Source organism: Candidatus Margulisiibacteriota bacterium (assembly GCA_028715625.1).
Classification (GTDB): Bacteria; Margulisbacteria; Riflemargulisbacteria; order GWF2-35-9; family GWF2-35-9; genus JAQURL01.
On the sequence record JAQURL010000051.1, the window covers coordinates 1 to 18601 of the forward strand.

An 18601-nucleotide genomic window follows, 5' to 3' on the forward strand; every position below is an offset into this window, starting at 1 on the left:
TATGTCAGCAATGAAAAACAAACTTATAGCCGAGCAGGTCTCAGGTATAAGTCCACAAGAAATCAACAAAAATTTAGGAATAGTTCTGAATTTTATTTCTCCAAGTTTTGATCCGGCTGAGAACGCTATAACTGAAAGCAGTAAGGCCCTGGGAGGTGAGGACTTTAAACAATTTTTTACAAAAATATTTGATAAAGCTTCCTCTTACTGGGAAGATACACTTCCATTTTTAATACTCAAAACGCTGACAATTTGCAAAAAAGAAGCGCCGGAAAAAGTAAATGAACTTCTGAATATAATTGGTAAATCTCTGACCAGAGTACACTATTATGAAAAACGTTTAATGGAAGAAGGATTGATGAGGAAAGTTATAGACAGAATGATGATGGCCGAAACTACAAAGGAAGAACATTTTTATTTCTTGATACAGGGTATTTATAAACAATTTTATGCCAGCAAGCCGTGGCATGGGCAAAATAATTTCGATTATGGAGCGGTAAATTTTATATATGATATTCGCCATTATAGAAGCATGCTGACCAGCAAAGCCGAACAACAAGACTTTGAAAAGGCCGTTTCCAGAGTAAAGCAGGAAATAAGCCCAATGTATTAATTTCCATTAAAGCATGAAAAACAAAATTGTCTCTCATGAACTAAAATTTTATTATATCAGGGGTGTCGCACCCCATGAAAAGAATGAATCGCTTCTTGGAAAAAATGGACAAATAAAGAAAAGCTCCATGATCCGTTTGGAGAACGAACCGCGTCTGGCTTTCGGCCTGAACGAATACGGACTGCCGGGAGTAAGCGAAAAACTCAGGAAAGAATTTATACTGGAACCAATGTTTTATGCTAACCAGGGAGCTGTTTGCGAATTATTCCCCAACAGTATCGACAAACCCGATCTTGACCCCAGACATACAGGGTTCTTCCTGATATTTCAAACAAACAAACCCCTGCCCTTAAGTGCCTATCATCTAAAAAAATATGCTAAGTGGTGGAGAACAACCTCTATTTTACCGGATAATATAGACAAAAGCCTTATAGGTGTAACCAAAGCACCTTTCCATGAGCTGGGCGAACCTTTTGAAGGAGAAAAATATCCGTCCGGCGCGTATTCGGAATTAGCACAGGCGCATCCGGTTATTAAATTTATAAATAAATTGAAATAGTTTGGATCAGTAAACGTAATATTTAATGTATTTAAACTAAGGAGGACTTTATGAAAAGAAAAGTTATAGCAGAAAAATCCTGTCCGGAGATACTTATATCAGAACTAACTGAAACTGAACAATATGTATCCCTGACCCTGGCACAAAACTACGCAGATTTGGAAGCCGGAGTTATTTTGTTTGGCATAAAAAAAACTTCCGGTAACGGAAACAAAACAGCCGAACCAACTATAAATTAGCTGATAGCACAGAAATCCGATTCAGGCAAAATAGAGTGGGCCCCGGTAGTTGTTCCTATTGATTTGAATAATCTTAGTATTGTAGAAATGTACCATGATGTACCAATCATCAGAGCCTCAAAGGAAGAAACAAAAGATGAAGTTTATGCTGTCCTGGCCAGAGATTTTCATGGTGTTTCTGCTGGCACTCAGCTATATGGGAAGAAAATTATCTATATTGAGCGCGGATCAGGCACTGATTTATCCTTTATTCTCTGGCATATACCGAAAATATCTAAAAATGCTTTTGAAGAACCATGGAAGCCTGTTTCTTTCAACAACTTGATTCTTATAAAGGATCTTCTTGAATATATTCAGGCAAACCAGCACAGATTCAGATTTTTAAAATTACCTTAAGAACAGCCTGTGGATGATTTGACTCATTAAGCAAACGAACCGCACTGAAATTCTTCACTCCGGTTGCCAGTACAGTTTGCAAATTGTCCATATTTATACCACCTATTGCTATGGCAGGAACTTGTGCGGCTTTATACATTGACTTTAAACCGTCCAGCCCAATAACAGGATCAGGTTTTTGCTTGGTGGGTGTGGCAAACACCGGGCCGATGCCTATATAATCAGGCTGTAAGCTGTTGGCTGTTTGCAGCTGGGTCATATTATGCGTAGACAAACCTATAATGTAATCCGGGCCCAGTATTTTTCTGGCTTCCTGATAGGGCATATCCTCCTGCCCCAAATGAACTCCATGAGCTTCTATTTCTTTAGTCAGCAGAACATCATCATTAATTATCAATCTGGAATTACTTCCTTTAACTATAGATTGCATTGATAAAGCAATTTTTTTTATAAATGATCTGTCTTTATTTTTAACGCGTAATTGTATGAAAGGTATATTATTTCCTACTAAAATCTCGGTTAATCTGGTATAGCCAACCAGCGGGTCGGTGAGAATCGCATAAAATCCAAAATTTTCAGGAACCTCAGGCATCAAGTTTCGTTAGCTTATAACCGTCTTTACCGTCTTCTACAAGGTACCCTGCTTCTTTAAGAGAATTTCTTAAATCATCTGATTTCTGCCATTCCTTCTGCTGTCTGGCCTGCCAGCGCTGTTCAGCCATTTCTTTGATAGCAGTCGGAACCGGTTCATGTTCAAGCGGCTTTATATCCAGTCCCAGAACATGCATTAGTTCTTTTAATAAGGCAAGAAGTTTTGTATCAGGGTTCTTGTTGAATTCCTTCAAAACCTGAAACATCACGGCCATGCCTCTGGCTGTATTAAAATCATCATCCATTCCTTCTATAAATTCCTCACGGAGTTCGTTTATCTGTTTCGTTGTAACATTTTTACTACTTGAAAGTGTCAAATTTTCCAGGCTATGTCTTACTCTGGAGATTGCGGTTTCTACATCACGGATATCTTCTTCTGCATAGTTTATGGGCATTCTATAGTGAGTCATCAGGAAAAAAGCTCGAAGTACAACAGGATCAATTTTTGCAAGCACATCACGTATGGTAAAAAAATTACCCAGCGACTTGCTCATCTTTTCAGAGTTAATTCTTACAAAGCCGTTATGCACCCAGTAATTAGCCATAGGTTTACCGGTCAGCGCCTCAGACTGGGCTATTTCATTCTCATGATGCGGGAAGACCAGATCATGTCCGCCACCGTGAATATCAAAAGTGTCTCCCAGATATTTTCTACTCATGGCGCTGCACTCTATGTGCCAGCCGGGTCTGCCCTTGCCCCAGGGGCTTTCCCAGGTCAGTTCGCTTTTTTCATCACCCTTCCATAGAGCGAAATCCAGAGGATTTACTTTCTTTTCATTAATTTCTATTCTCGCTCCGGCCTGCATGTCATCTGCCTGACGTTTGGATAATTTACCGTACTCTTTAAACTTGTCCACATCAAAATAAACATCATGTCCTGCCTGATAGGCGTAGCCTTTTTTGATGAGTTGCTTAATAAATTCGATAATATCGGGAATATGCCCGGTAACCTTGGGATAGATTTCCGCGCGTTTGATATTCAGTCTGTCCATGTCTGTGAAATATTCCTTTATCATATCCTGAGAAAGTTGGAGCGGATTTATTTTTCTTTCCAACGCACGGTTCAGAATTTTATCGTCTACATCTGTGAAGTTCTGGACATACAGCACTTTATATCCGCGATACAGCAAATAGCGCCTTATTACGTCAAACACAATATAAGCCCGGGCATGGCCTATATGACAAAGATCATAAACCGTAACTCCGCAGACATACATTTTGATTTCCTTGCCATGCAGAGGTTTCAGAATTTCTTTTTGGTGAGTAAGTGTATTATAAACTTTCAACATTAATCTTTTTTTCTTTTAAAAGAGCGGTAGCCAGTACGGCTATACCTTCTTTCCTGCCGGTGAAGCCCATAGTCTCTGTGGTTGTGGCCTTCATATTGATCTGGGTATAATTAACTCTCAATACACGGGCTATGTTCTCCTTCATATCAGAAAAATAAGGTTGCATTTTAGGTTCCTGCGCAATAATTACAGAATCGATATTAACTATATTGAATTCTTTAATAATTTCCCTTACTTTCTTTAAAAGTATCAGGCTGTCGATATTTTTGTACTCAATTTTATTATCCGGGAAATATTGACCTATATCACCCAAACCGGCTGCTCCCAGAAGGGCGTCCATAATGGCATGCACCAGAACATCAGCGTCGCTGTGGCCAAGCAGTCCTTTTTCATAGGGTATTTCCACACCGCCGATTCTCAGCTTTCTGCCGATAACCAGTTGATGCACATCAAAGCCGTTACCTACTCTGTACATGGGTTAAAGTATAACTTAGGATGTGAAGTCTAAGCAATTACTTTTTCGCCTGACCTTAACTCATCCCCGACCCTTCTCTTACAAAGAGAAGGGAGCGCCTCTCTCCCCAACCCTCTCTCCATAAATGGAGAAAGGGAGTATACCCCTCTGTACTTCGCTTTGCTCAGCACACCTCCCCTTTTAAAGGGGAGGAAACCTTAGTTCTTTTGGGAAAAGAATCTAAATCTATCTGCTTTTCTTTATCATCGCAATAAAGAAAAGCAGCAAAAGAAAATGCTAGGCGCTGTGCTGCAGAACCTTGAATTGTAGCAACTCATTACGCTAACAGGCAAACTCAACATCCTGTTTCGTTGCCTTAGCCCGTCTGTCCTGACTGGCTTACGCTCCATTCGTTGACAATTCTACGGCTCTTACGCAATGCGCCGGCGAACCTCACCCCTAGCCCCCTGGGGAGTAACCACTTCATCCACAAACGGTTGAATCTCTACCTACAATAAACACAGTAGCGCCAATAAATGAGTGCAATTTCATAATAAACTCTGGATGCACTTAAGCGACCTTGAGTACCACTTCTTTTGTAGATTAGAGAATTTTCAGATTGAAATATAAAAATAATTTAATTAGTTTAATTTTTCGGATTCGTCAGTTATTAAATCAAAACACTGTTCTAATATTTGTTTTGAAAATTTTGCATATTGACTTGATGTATAAGGAAAATTTTGTTTAGAAAAATTAATCTTTAATTTATCAAAACATTGCTTATAAAAATCAAATCCTTTGATATTATATTTTGGTAAAGACCTTCGAAGGGCAATGATAAAACCATTAATAGAGGTAGTTGATAAAATTTTTGACTCATTATCCAACCAATCATTCTGAAAAGTAGCTTTAAGAGCACTAAAATAAGCCTCTAATGTTGTTGAGATAAACACAACATATTCCTTCAATAATTTTTCATTTTGTTGTTTTAATAAAGTATCCTTTTCTTTTTCGTTCCAATAATTAAATAAAGAGTATTCATCATCTGGATATTTAAGAATATCAACCAAATATTTTAATGCAAATTTAATTATAGATGCTATTTTAATTTTTGATTTTTCCATGAGTGAAAGTTGAAAAAAATTTAAAAATAGTTGTTTATTATTAAGTTCATCAAGAACCTGACGTGCTATCCCTATGTTAGAAAATGGATCTTTAAGAGTTTCAATATGAAGAAGTACATCTGGAGGAACAGGTTTGGCATTTGAATTTATATCTAAAAAAATCTCACTCTCATATTTTCTTCTTTCTAATGATCTCATTCCCTCAGGGAAAATAAGTCCTGTTACCAAAAGATGTAATTTATCTCTCAGCTTACAAATCACTTTCTCGTGTATATCGTCACCTTGATAATGAGCAAATATTCTATGCTGGCCATCGATAACACATATTGAATTTATTTCATCCGGTATGCACATTTTAAAATTCTCAAATGTATGAATATTATCTATATTTATAACCTCACCTTTTTCTTTATCTTTAAAAGAGATTCCTTTTGGTAAACTAACAATAATATTATTAAAAAAAGTTGTTTTATGCTCAGCTAAGTATTCCCGAATACGTTGTATCCTAGGTTTTTCAATGAGCCTTTGATACAACTGAATAGAATCTTCCCAGTTATCTTTCCGTAAAACAAAACAGTTGCGTAGCAATATTTCTGCTGACATCATAAAGGAAACAATTCTTACACCATTTCTCAACCCAGTATTATCAGCAGGATATATAATAGTAGTTTCAATATTTCTTTCTGTTGCTGCAGAATTAGATATTCCAAGATGCTTTGAGGAAACATCAAGAAACCTGAATATCTCGTTTCTTGCCGAATATTTTATATTCTGAGCCATTTTAACAAAATAATTTAACGACGCCAGTTGAACAATTCGACATGGCTGATATAACTGAATCTCATCTGATGAAAGATTTAATTTATTCTTTGTAAAATAAAGGAAAAAAATTTGATAACGCGAGTCATTATATATATGAAATTCACCAAATTTATCATTAAATCTTTCTTTAAGGAATTTAATTAAACTAGACTTATCATTCACGATTTCCTGAAAAAATATTGTTTTATTTCTTAAATGTGTTTTGATGTGTTTTTGTTCGCGTGTAATAGTATCCTCACAAACCAAAATGATATTTTCAAATAAAAAAACGTAGTCAAGCTCCCCTTTTTTTAGACCAAATTTAACATTCACATTCTCTGTATTAAGATATTGAAATCCAGTATTCTTAAATACAGAAATTATTTTTCTTTTAAAACTGGCTTTTTCACGTTTTTCTTGTTTTTGCTCATCAGTTAACATTATTTTTAATCTACCTTATTTAATTTATATATAATCCTTTTCATCTATATCAACTTTAATTGGACTAAGTATTACATTATCACTAATTATTGATGTTTGAGTTAGCACATCACAGTATTTGTGAGTATTATTATCCTTATATATGTAAATTTTTTCTTTTCCTTTTATGCTGAAATCGTAAAAATTCTTTAAATAGTTTATTTCCGGTTCCACTCCGAATTTGGACAATGGTGGTTTGTTATTCATTTGATTAATAATATTTTTAATCTTTTCAAAAGTAGTGTTATTCATTTTGTTATCAACTACTACCTCGCAAGAAATTGCGACTATTTTATTTCTTGTTGATACTTTTTTATCCAACTTTCTTACATAAATAGTTTTAATAGCATTTTTATAAATTTTATTTACATTATTTCTGATTACTTTAGGGTATTTCAGTATCCTCAGATCAATAATCTTCTGTTCAAATTCATCTTGTATTTTAGTATCTTTTAAAATTTCATATTGCTTGTTATATTTTTTAAATTTTTCACTAAAATATTTATTGAACATTTCAATATAATCTTTATTTAATTCACAACCAATAAAGTTTCTTCTCATTACTGAAGACTGAAATAATACAGCTCCAGAACCTGCAAAAGGATCCAAAACCAAATCCCCTTCATTTGTAGTTAACTGTAATATTCTGGCAACCATATCTGTAGGCAAAGGGCAAAAATGTCTAATATAAGAATTCCCCCAGGAACCTTGCTGAGGTATATCATAATTCCAAATTTCATCTGGTGCCTTTCCTTTTGGATTATATCTTTCTGGATATTTTATCCACCACTGTTTTTATTGTTTTGGATCATATTCCCTAACTTTATCTAAGTTATATTTAAACTTTGAGTCTTTTGAAAAATGCAGTATGTATTCAAATATCTTCCTTGTTTGTTTCTTATTACTCCAAGGGACAGTTTTATTCTTATTCCAAATTATTATATCCTGTAAAAGCCAACCAACATCAGGAGTTGTTATTTTTCCTAAAAAATCAAAAGGTAAAGGGACTATTTGATTGTCTCGTTTAAATGTATCTATAACAACCCATAACGAACCAGTGTCTTTTGTTATATTGTATATTTTTTTAAAAATATTTTTTAAATCTAACAAATATTCTTCATATTTTTGCCCATAACCAATTTGCTTGTCATTGCCATAATCCTTCATATCGAAATAGGGTGGCGAGGTAATTATAACATCGACTATTTTGTCTTTAATGATTTTATTAATATTCCTCGCATCTATATTGTTAACTTTATTTAAGTATTCATTCATCTTGGTTTCCGTTTTAATATTATATCTTAAAAGTAAATAATAATACAAAAATTGTATATTTATCTATACGCTATAAAAATTCCCCACTACTTTTACTCCCTAAATATATGGTTGTCTAGTACAATATACACTTTATTTTTATTCCTCCAAGCACCATTGTGAAAAGCCTCGCAAAATGGCTCCTATTGAAATCCTCCCCCCTGCCCGCTGTATGGATGAGCCATAGAATTTTGAATTTTATAAAGACACATTGCTGGAACAACGTAGAATTGTCGGTGAACGGAGTGAAGACTACACAGGAAGTGGAGTCAGCGAGACCATCAGGATGATGGGTTCGAGCGTTAACGGAGTAAACCGCAACAATTCGAGTTGTGAAAGCACAGTGTCAAAAGGCGTTTTTCTCCACTTTTTGCGCCATTCAAAAAGTGGAAATGGTTTTATGTTCTTTTCCTAAAAAGATTTTTACCTTCTTTGCGATAAAAGAAAAAGTTTATATGATTTTAAAAGCTTTTCTCAAAAGCCTTGCATTCTCCTTCTCCTTCATTAGAGGGGAATAGTTCTTATGAGAAAAGAATCCAAATTCTATTCTCTTTTTCGTTAATATTTTCACGATTAAGTCAACATAACCGTGAATATATGGGCAATAACGACATATTTTCACGATTATGGCTCTCTTTGCCATGAATGATTAACCTTACAACTCTACCGCAAATGCCTTTGTCAAAAAACTGCTTAGTGGTCAGAGCCCCAAGCAGCCCGAAAGGGCGGCCGAGCCCTGAGCGTTGCTAAAGCGACAAATTGCGTTAATTTAATTTACTCGATATCTCCTGTATCGCCTTCGGCACGTCTTCGTTTTCCGGTTCCTTCAGCAGAATGGCCCGAAATTCATCCAGCGCCTTTTGCAGATCGCCCAGATAATAGTAACCCACAGCTTTGTTATACATGGCTCCCACATTATCAGGCTCATATTCCAATATCTTTTCGCAATAAGTGATTGCTTCTTCAAAATTTTTCTCTTCCACGGCAATATTGCCCAGCTGAAAAAAGGCATTAACATTTTTCGGATCAATTTTCAGAATTTCATTAAATTCTTCCTTGGCTTTATCATGCCTTTTTTTCTCGATATAATATAAAGCCAGCTGAAAACGGGCCTTAATATTCTGCGGATTAAGATTAATGGCATCCTGCAGTTCCAGCAAAGGTATTTCTGTAACCTTTTCGCGGAAATAAAACTCCTTAATATGCTGCAGTTTCTGACGCACTAAAAAATTCTTGCGTTTCAAAATTGCCTGCAAAATGGGTTTACTGAGCTCTACTTCAGGAATTCCGAACCAATGCAGTTTGCGTCCGCAATACGGGCAAAAATTTCTGCGAATGGCCATTTTTTCGGAAACTAATTTTTTGCAGTAAGCACAATACATTAATTAACGCTTGGAAAATTCTTCATATTTTTTATCTTCAATCAGCACATGGCTCAAAAACCAGTCCTTTAAGAAATTGATAACATCTATAGGCAAGGCTATGTTTGGATTTTCAGCTTTCTCCATAAATGATTTGATATTGTTAATAAAGGTCTGATGCTCCAGTTTATGGTTATTGAGTCCGGGATAGGATATTGACGACATATAAGCTTCTTCATATGAGGAATGCGTCAAAGAATAATCAAGCAGCGCGCGTAAAAGCTTAGCCACCTTTATCCGTCCCTTCCCCTGGACCATAGCATAATGCAGGTCATTCATGACCATTAATAATTTTTTATGCTGTTCATCTATCGAATCGATGTTTACCGAATATTTATTATCCCATTCAAATCTAAGCATAACCCACTCCTGTCTATAAAAATTATTATATATGAATTCGTCCAATAAAAAAATATTAACATCTATCAATGTTTTTGCATCAATTATCAGAGATATGTTAATTATATTTAAAAGCCTCTTTAAAAAAGTCGTAATTTTTGCTATAGTAAGCTAACATAAACGAGATGGAAGGGTAAATTCATTGAAAAAAGCGTTTACATTAATAGAACTTCTTATTGTAATGACGGTCATAGCCATTTTGGCAGGCATTTTGATACCATCTTTCCGTGGTTATCAATCCGAAGCCTGGCTGGTGAAAGCCGAAGGAGATATAGGAGCGCTGCAAATAGCGGTGGAATCTTATTTCCGCAATCACGATAATAAATATCCAGATACTCTGGAAGATTTGCTAACCAGCAACCCACGCTATATACCGCAACTTCCTAAAGATCCTTTCAGAACTGCCACCAACCGTTATGGCTACGAAGTTGTTACAAAAAAACCGGGAAGCGAACCATATTATGTTATCTATTCTAACGGCCCCAATCACGTCAAAAACTGGAGCTGGAACGCCACAAAAGGTGAAGTCGTCATGGATAAAGACAGTGATGATATACTCTTCACCAATGCAATTATCCAATAGATTTTTAGGAGGTAAACTATAGTGGAAGACGAAATATTGTCATGTAAACATGGAATTTATAAAGAAACTTGCGTATACTGCAAAGACCTGGATTCCAAGCTGGTAATAAAGGAAAAGGAAAATTCCCTGACCAAAAGGAATTGGCACAGCAGTTCTTATTTCGACAACTCAGCTCACAATTCCGCTTCCGGAGACCAGGAATACGATCTGGAAGAAGATTTTGTTGAATACGATACAGATACGGATGTCGAATAAAATTTGAATGCCTGAATTTCCACCTAACAGTGTTGGAATAGTTCAAAAAAAATCTTTCACCTTCGGATACCCGCCAGATGAATTGCCATTGGAAAGCGGTCGTACACTTGGTCCAATAACGATTTCTTATGAAACCTATGGTGAACTAAATCGGGATAAAACTAACGCCATACTTATACTCAACGCGCTTTCAGGTGATTCACATGCTGCAGGCTATTATGCCAAAACAGACAAATATCCCGGCTGGTGGGATGGATTGATAGGGCCGAAGAAAGCTTTTGACACCAATAAATATTTTATTATTTGTTCCAATGTAATAGGCGGATGTATGGGATCTACCGGCCCGTCATCCATTTATCCAATAACCGGCAAACCCTATGGTATGCTTTTTCCTGTTATTACAATCAAGGATATGGTCAACGCACAGCTACAGCTTGTTGAGCATTTGGGAATTAATAAACTTCTTTGCGCAACCGGGGGTTCAATGGGAGGTATGCAAGCACTGGAATGGGCGAGAAGCCACCCGGATCGTGTCCGAAGCATTATTCCTGTAGCTTGTTCAGCCCACCTGTCTCCGCAGGGAATAGCCTTTAATGAAATAGGACGACAAACAATAATGGCTGATCCTAACTGGAATCAAGGCGATTATTATAACAAGAAACCGCCGGTATATGGACTTGCCATTGCCAGGATGATCGGACATATCACCTATTTAAGTGAAGAAAAAATGCAAAAAAAATTCGGACGGAAAATGGTCCATTCCGATGTTATAACTCATAAGGCAGAAGACCAGTTTGAGGTAGAAAGCTATTTACATTATAAAGGACATACATTTGTAGAACGTTTTGATGCCAACTCTTACCTCTATATAACAAGGGCCATAGACCTTTTTGATCTGTCAGCCAATGGCGACCTGGAACGTGGAATAAAGTCCATCAAATGCAGTACTCTATTCATAACAATGAGTTCGGACTGGTTGTTCCCTGTCTCCGAAACCAAAAAACTTTATGAAATATTAAAAAATAAAAATAGAAAAACCGATTATGTAGAAATTCAAAGTATTCATGGTCATGACGGTTTTCTGATTGAAACTGAAAAAATGACCGAACCTATAAAAAAATTCTTAAAATCGGTTAATTAGATTTAACTTTAAACTCAGCGCATTTTCCGCCTCTCCTCAGGCCTACGGCCAGATCCTCTCCGCAAGCGGAGAAGAGCCTAAATTCCCGTTTCTACGGGAATGACAGTTTTGTAAACGTGTTAATATTTGCAAAATGGGTAAAAATGAAAAATTTGGCCGTAATTCTTTCTCCGTTTACGGAGACCCAGGCTACGCCGGAGGCTTCCGTCTTCGCTGTGCTTCGCCGAGACAAGTCGCCGAGGCGAGGAGATGTCACAAAGTGACAGAGAGGCGAATAATTTATCTGAGCGGCGTCCAGGTATAGTTGGTATTAAACTTCAGGAAAAATCCGTCAAAGGTATCTGTAGAAAAATTTGTTCCTGTGTTTGTTATGTAATCATAAAAAATTATGGTACCGTTATCATAGGTCATTATTCTCTCTAATACCAGCCCGTTGGCGTTTATTTCCGCTCCCAGTTCTTTGGCTGTATAAGAAAAACCTATTGATTTGCCGAAACTATTCCAGCCGGCTGTAAAATAATATACCTTGCTTGTTGGTATATCTCCCTGCGGAGTATAGATACTATTGACCAGGCTTCTGATATAAAAACTTTCCCCATAACCTACAGTAAAATCCGTTCCGGGATAAACAACCCATGTACCACCGGAAAATTTATAGGCTTCAATAACATTACCACCCTGTGCGTTAATGGAAGCGATAATCTGGCTTATATGTACATTACCTGTTATACCTAAGGTCAACAAATTCCAGCCGATATGAATATTAATGGTTACAGCCGGGGCGGTGATGCCTGTGACGTAATAATCTTTATAGCGGACCGCATTGGCAGGGATATTTCCGGTTAAAACAATAGAACCCATGCCGATGTTGACATTGCCGGAAGAAATCTGACTGATAATATCAAATCCCAACATCATGGCGCCCGGGTATTTCGGCTCTACCGGCTTTAAATCCATAGTGGAATTACCAACGGAAGTAGTGACCAATTTCATAGAGCTGAACGGTACATAGTATGTATGCCACTGATCTTTATCCGGAAAAGTGATTTCAATAGCCCATTTATCCTGTCCTCCGGGAACCACTGAAAAAGTAGGGATATCATTATCGACAACATTAATTACCATCTTATCCCCAAAATTTCCCTGATTGATTAAATCCAACTTTATATATAGGTAACGGCTCCAGTCGAATAAATAACTGCCTATATACTTATTATAATAACCCACATAATAATTCACAGCCTGCCCTGACAGCAAAACATTGTATGTTGAATACGAAGCATGCAGGGTATTGGTAATATTCCAACCTGTAACCGGCGCCTGAAAATCTTCAATCACCGGAAAAGGATAACGAACGTTGACTGACAATCCGGCAAAATATTTATCAATATTTATAAACCCATCACCGGCCGGGTTACCATTGGCGCCATTTACACCATTCCGGTCCAAAGGATTCAGACCTTGGGCGATTTCCCATGTATTGGGCAGTCCGTCACCATCGGTATCATCCGAAACGTTTTGCGTGGATACCTGAATATTATCGATGTATATATGCACACTCCCTGTAGATGTGCGGCTAATAAGAGAAAAACCCAGAAGATTCAGACGACCGTCATCTCCGTTGCTCGACATATTCATCAAACCGTCACCGGTACTGTCCGCTGTTACACGGTAAAACCTGTTCAAAGGAACTGTAAAGTACTGCCATTCCTGTTTATTGTTCAAAACCTGTTCAAATGCCCATTTATCAATTCCGGTGTTGCAGGAAACCTGTAATTCAATTTTGATTCTATCCCCTACCTTGCCAAGATTTTTCAACACAAACTGCAAACTTTTATAGGAAGAATTTATATCCAGTGTACCGTCCTTTACCCAGGCACTGGCATAGCCGGCGTAATAATTGGTTGCAGTTCCGGTCATCTCCATGGAGTAAGAACCATTGGAAGCTATTTTAGTATCAGTTGTATTCACCCTGTTTATTACCAAACCGTCTGCAGCAGTCCAGGTATAACCAAAACCTTCAAAATTTTCTATTATCGGGAAAATATTGGCTATTCTGGGATTGGTATTGCTGAAATATTCCTGCACGTTGGTAAATCCGTCGCCATCAATGTCGCCATTGGCGTCAGCAAAATTATTAGGATTTAATCCATACTGTATTTCCCACCAGTCAGGCATTCCATCACCATCCGTATCAGTCCCGTTGGTAGAATTCGTCAAAATAATATCATCTATGTTCAAAGTAATGCTCCCGGTTTTTTCCCTTGATGTGGCGGATAAACCTATCAACATAATAGAGGCGAAGGTCCCGTTAGGAGTAAGGTTTAACACCCCATTACCCTTGCCTGAATTTTGATCCGTGAACAAACGAAAAGGTATTACCACTTCTTTCCAGGTATTCTTCTTCAATATTGGAAATTCATAGGCAAATTCATCATCCCGGTTTAAATCAATGTTCCAGGAACTGATATCATTATCTACCAGTTGAACTTTGAGTTTGTCCGCGATCCTGCCTTCATTTTTTATGGTAACTTTCACATATTTATATTCTCCCCAGTTATTTGAAGGATTAGCTATATAGGCGTTGGCATATCCGGCATAGTAATCGCCTGCTGTTCCATTCATTTTCATTGATCTGGTACCATGAATACTGTCATAATCAACCGCTATACTCAGCCCATCCACCGCGTTCCATGTAGGATTAACCAGGGGATCGCGTTCAAAAGCATCCACTGTAGGTAATGTGCTGGTATATACCGGGCCTGTTTGATGATTGACCGGACTATTCGGGTCTGTAGGGTCAGAACCATTAATGTATTCCTGGAAATTGGTTATTCCGTCACCGTCTTTATCCTGGTTTGCGTCATTAACATTGGGATTCAATCCGTATTGTATTTCCCAGGCATCCGGCATTCCATCGCTATCGCTGTCTGCACCGGCAGTGGAATTTGTCAGACTGACGGTATTAATATTTAAATCTGTTATGCCTGTAGGTGTAGCGCTGATAGAACCGAAGCCCAGCATTAATACACCCGGATAAAAAGATGGTATACCTGGTATAGGAGCAAAATCCATTATACCATTCCCAATCCCCGGATTATCTTTGGAAAAAAGACTGAAAGGTATAATCACCTGACGCCAGCCGTTTTGCCAGTACATGGGGAATTCAAATACCCATTTGTCATCACCCAAGTTTCCTGAACCTGTATCAACAGTCCAGTTGCTGTTGTCATTATCAAAAATCTCTATTTTGGCCTTATCTCCCAAAACACCAGCGTTGTTTACCCACATGCTGATATATTTATAATTTTCCCAATGATCTGAGACATTAGCTATATACTGACTATCATAACCGACCCAATATCCGGTTGCGGCTCCGCTTATGTGTACACTGAAGTTGAAATCAGGAAAAGCAAATAATACTGAGGAAAACAAAGCAAAAGCTACGACAAATTTACATAAATTTTTAATTGTGTGCATTCTCTACTCCTATTAAATTATCGGCGAATATCTGTATCTATTGCAACAATTCTGTATGGTTGGCAAATTTCCGATTATGGTTCGTTGTATTTATAGGTTGACCAGTCAAACAAGTCGGTTATGTAAACACTGCCCAATTGAGAATTGTAGAAAATTTTAGCCATTTCCGCTCTGGTTATATTTCTGGCAGGTTTAAATGTGCCGTCAGGATATCCGACAATCAGATTATGGTCAGCAGCCACGCTCACGTAACGATTCAACGGATCATTGTCCTTCATATCAGAAAACTGGCTTTTGGGAATATCAACCGGAAGTATAAGGTCATCCATTTTTACCATAGAAATAACCGCTTCCTGTCTGATAGTAGGTTTTTCAGGTTTGAACATACGATTCTCATAGCCTGTTACCAGACCAGCCTGATAAGCTGCCATTACATAATTCATGGCCCAATGATTTTTCAAGTCCTTGAAGATTACATCGTCTTTATTGAAACGACCTTCAAAAGGAATCTTTTTGGTTCTGACAAGCAGAGCAGAAAACTCCGATCTCTTGATCAGATTGTCCGGTCTGTATGTATTATCAGGATAACCCTGTATAACTTTGGCAGTCGCTAATTCCTCGATATATTTCTTGGCCCAATACTTGTCTTTAACATCGTCAAACGAAGCCAGATAAAGAATACGTATATCCTGGTAACCCAGCAGTTTGTTGTTGGCATCAAAAGCTTTTATTCTTACTACATACTTGCCATAGTCGCCGAGAGAAATATCTGTCGAAAAACTATTATTATTTATAGTTACGAAGTTCTCATTAACCTTTATTTTTGCTACCTGTCCGGGAGCGACTGTTCCGGCTATTTTGTGATATTTTTTATAAGTGATCAGTTTATCGCTGATGCTGGTCAGATTAATATAAGACAATTCTCTTTCTTCAGCAGGTTTTGCCGAAAAAATATCTACCAGCATGGAAACATAATGGCTATTGTTATCAGTACTGTTAGGATCCAGAGAATAAGCATAATCAATACGAAAACCCTGATAAGCTACCCCTACTCCAATAGCATATTTGGCAACTTGTTTAACATTTGCAGGATCGCTGGCGTCATAATCATTAACCACGCCGGCCCGTAAAGCTAAAAAAGGATAGGGTTTGTATTCTATACCGACTTTAGGAATTAATTTGCTGTTGGCGTTCATAAAATCAATGTCACCCAGGATATCCAAAGTTTGATTATCCATATAAATCAGGTTTTCCTGTTTATTACCCATTATTGTGTATCGTCCGCCTACGGTCATGCTGTAATCCAGATTAGCATTATGATCGGTGTCCCATTTAACACCATATGGCAGAAAGTTATGATATACCAGAGAAAGGTCCAATGCCGGATTTACTTGATATAATGCCCCAAAATCGGCGTTATACCCTATGGCATTACTTTGTACCGCGCCGCCAACTCTTTCCATAAACATTTTTCCACTCAAACCAAGTGATAAGTTTTCGGCTTGAGTAAAAGGGGTCTTGAATTTGGAAGCAATCGCTACAGATAATAATGTATTGGAATAATCCGAACTGCCCACACTGATAATACGACTGTTGGCCAGATTTCTGTCAGTAATGGGGATACCGCTCACTCCGTTAAACAATCCGCCTACACCAACGGTCATATTCTTCATGGGGAATATGCCGGCACCGTTAAAACTGAACACACTATCCAGCAGGGTATTCTGCATCATACCGAACTCCATGTTTTTAACCTGAGTCATACCGGCCGGATTAACATACAAAGCTGAATAATCATCTGCCATCGCGGAAAAAGCATTTCCTAATGCCACAGATCTCGCGCTTGTTTTGGCAAGAGATGGATCTACGGTAAATTCCGCAAAAAGAAAAGATACTGAAACTAAAAGAAAAACAGTTTTTAATAATAATTTCATAAGACCCACCTCCTTTAACGTAATACTAACACTTTTCCGGTCCCGATAACTTTTCTGTCAGCGACCAGACGGATTATATACACACCGTTTGACCATTTCTGCCCGAAAGAATCGGTTGCGGGAACAGTTATTTCATTATATCCGGCTTTACCACCTTCGGAGCCGGCCAGGAATGAATTTTTGTAAACTACACGGCCCAGAATATTATAAATATAGATATCCAGATTGCCGTCTTTGTTCAGTTCATAAGATACTGCCAGTGTTCCTAAATCAGGATTGTAAGGAGAAGGATATGGCAGAATAGCGCTGTTGAAATTCAGAGCTAATGCATCGCTGGAACCGGCTACCCTGATAATGATACTCTGAGGCGCAGATTTTTCACCGTTCCAATCAACTGCTACCACGGTCAAGGGATGTGTGCCTGCAGCCAGGTTCAAACCTGAAGCAATGGCATTTTCCGAAGCTACCGGATTGAAAGTTACTGTATTTATGGTAACACCGGCATCTTTAATAACCAAAGTGCCGACTACTCCGGCAGAAACAAGAGAAGTGTCCACATAAACGTTTAAAGTTAACGGATTACTGATATAATCATAATTTACCAGCAACTTTGTACCGGCGTAAATATTACTGCTTACATCTAACCGCCCTATCTGTGATCCGCCATTAGTATTGAAACCCACAGATGTTCTGTCTGAAACATTACCTGCCTGATCTATGGCGAATAAAGAATAATAATAAGTAACACCCTTTGTGATTGTATCCAGAACATTATTCAGCGCTCCATTAAAAATCAGGGCTCCGTCAGTAGGAGTTAAAGGATAATGATCGGTACTCTTCAGCACCATTGTCCCGATATTATCAGAACTTGTTGACGGTACCCAGGAAATTCTGACTGTTGCGGTGGTAAGATTATCCGCAATGACATTTACCGTTACTCCGGTTACAGGAGCCGGCGCTGTAAAATCTGTGGTAACAAACTTGATCTCGTCAACTCTGAACCAGCCGCTTTCAATCAATTGTGAAGAAGCTTTGAATTGTACTGACTTCATTCTTTTCAGGACATTGGTTATATCTTTTGTTGGAGCCCAGGAAGGCTGAGTCATATCTTTAAAAGGAAGAACAATTTTGGTCCAGGTACCTGATGTTGTATATTCTTTAGTGTAATAATTAGCATTGGTGCCGTATTCAGCTGAATTCAGTTCAAGAGACAGTTTATTGCCGCTTCCTTTAACATAAAATTCAATACCGGTATATTGACTTAAATCAACCTCAGCGCCATCCGCTGTCACAGAAAGGCCGAAACCTGCAAAACGATAGGAATATGCTGAACCCAGAGTATAGTTCAGATAGGCGGAATATGTAGTTCCGTTTGCAGCGTCAACATTATTAATACTCATATTAATTGTAGAATTTCCAAAATTCGGAGCTAATGTATCGTCGTATGTCCAATCATAAAATCCCCAGA

The 18601-nt window shown here is 37.8% G+C and carries 16 protein-coding genes and 1 pseudogene; 7 read left to right on the top strand and 10 right to left on the bottom strand.

The genetic code is table 11. The features are described 5' to 3' along the window. The 4 genes from PHV30_08585 to PHV30_08600 form a co-directional block, all read left to right on the top strand. Positions 1–613 (top strand): hypothetical protein (locus tag PHV30_08585; GenBank protein MDD5457075.1); only part of this gene is annotated, 613 nt, incomplete at its 5' end. Between the two features lie 13 nt (positions 614–626). After that, complete coding sequence (locus PHV30_08590) at positions 627–1172, top strand: hypothetical protein (GenBank protein ID MDD5457076.1); 546 nt, start codon at positions 627–629, stop codon at positions 1170–1172. Between the two features lie 50 nt (positions 1173–1222). Further along, a complete protein-coding gene (locus PHV30_08595; protein ID MDD5457077.1) occupies positions 1223–1411 on the top strand; it encodes a hypothetical protein in 189 nt (62 codons plus the stop codon). A gap of 63 nt (positions 1412–1474) precedes the next feature. Further along, a complete protein-coding gene (locus tag PHV30_08600; protein MDD5457078.1) occupies positions 1475–1807 on the top strand; it encodes a hypothetical protein in 333 nt (110 codons plus the stop codon). Here the strand turns inward: PHV30_08600 and thiE are convergent. From thiE to PHV30_08635, 7 genes and pseudogenes are all read right to left on the bottom strand, one after another. After that, positions 1785–2399 (bottom strand): thiamine phosphate synthase, encoded by a 615-nt coding sequence (thiE, locus tag PHV30_08605; protein ID MDD5457079.1) that lies wholly within the window; start codon positions 2397–2399, stop codon positions 1785–1787. The two genes, PHV30_08600 and thiE, sit on opposite strands and share 23 nt — an antisense overlap. Continuing rightward, positions 2392–3747: a cysteine--tRNA ligase gene (gene cysS / locus PHV30_08610; protein MDD5457080.1), complete on the bottom strand. Its 1356-nt coding sequence runs from the start codon at positions 3745–3747 to the stop codon at positions 2392–2394. Before cysS ends, thiE begins: the two co-directional genes overlap by 8 nt. Next, on the bottom strand, positions 3731–4222 hold the full coding sequence (ispF, locus tag PHV30_08615; protein MDD5457081.1) for a 2-C-methyl-D-erythritol 2,4-cyclodiphosphate synthase: 492 nt from the start codon (positions 4220–4222) through the stop codon (positions 3731–3733). The genes cysS and ispF overlap by 17 nt, the downstream gene beginning before the upstream one ends. 620 nt (positions 4223–4842) lie before the next feature. Next, the gene (locus PHV30_08620; protein MDD5457082.1) at positions 4843–6567 is read right to left on the bottom strand and encodes a DGQHR domain-containing protein; all 1725 of its coding nucleotides are present in this window, start codon (positions 6565–6567) and stop codon (positions 4843–4845) included. A 24-nt stretch (positions 6568–6591) separates the two neighbouring features. Continuing rightward, positions 6592–7881: pseudogene (locus PHV30_08625) on the bottom strand (site-specific DNA-methyltransferase). Between the two features lie 803 nt (positions 7882–8684). Beyond that, complete coding sequence (locus PHV30_08630) at positions 8685–9263, bottom strand: tetratricopeptide repeat protein (GenBank protein MDD5457083.1); 579 nt, start codon at positions 9261–9263, stop codon at positions 8685–8687. A gap of 42 nt (positions 9264–9305) precedes the next feature. Then, on the bottom strand, positions 9306–9701 hold the full coding sequence (locus PHV30_08635; GenBank protein MDD5457084.1) for a bacteriohemerythrin: 396 nt from the start codon (positions 9699–9701) through the stop codon (positions 9306–9308). A gap of 181 nt (positions 9702–9882) precedes the next feature. On the opposite strand from PHV30_08635, the gene PHV30_08640 reads away from it, so the two are divergent. From PHV30_08640 to PHV30_08650, 3 genes are read left to right on the top strand one after another with little or no spacing between them, the layout of a single operon-like run. Further along, complete coding sequence (locus PHV30_08640) at positions 9883–10323, top strand: type II secretion system protein (protein ID MDD5457085.1); 441 nt, start codon at positions 9883–9885, stop codon at positions 10321–10323. 21 nt (positions 10324–10344) lie between these two features. Next, a complete protein-coding gene (locus PHV30_08645; protein MDD5457086.1) occupies positions 10345–10578 on the top strand; it encodes a hypothetical protein in 234 nt (77 codons plus the stop codon). A 7-nt stretch (positions 10579–10585) separates the two neighbouring features. Then, positions 10586–11719, top strand: coding sequence for a homoserine O-acetyltransferase (locus tag PHV30_08650; GenBank protein ID MDD5457087.1), 1134 nt, complete (start codon positions 10586–10588; stop codon positions 11717–11719). Positions 11720–11998: 279 nt separating this feature from the next. On the opposite strand, the gene PHV30_08655 is transcribed toward PHV30_08650, so the two are convergent. The 3 genes from PHV30_08655 to PHV30_08665 form a co-directional block, all read right to left on the bottom strand. Continuing rightward, positions 11999–15199, bottom strand: coding sequence for a thrombospondin type 3 repeat-containing protein (locus PHV30_08655; GenBank protein MDD5457088.1), 3201 nt, complete (start codon positions 15197–15199; stop codon positions 11999–12001). Positions 15200–15273: 74 nt separating this feature from the next. Further along, positions 15274–17133 (bottom strand): S-layer homology domain-containing protein, encoded by a 1860-nt coding sequence (locus tag PHV30_08660; protein MDD5457089.1) that lies wholly within the window; start codon positions 17131–17133, stop codon positions 15274–15276. Positions 17134–17147: 14 nt separating this feature from the next. After that, positions 17148–18601, bottom strand: a 1454-nt coding sequence (locus PHV30_08665) for a CIA30 family protein (protein MDD5457090.1), incomplete at its 5' end; no start/stop codon positions are given.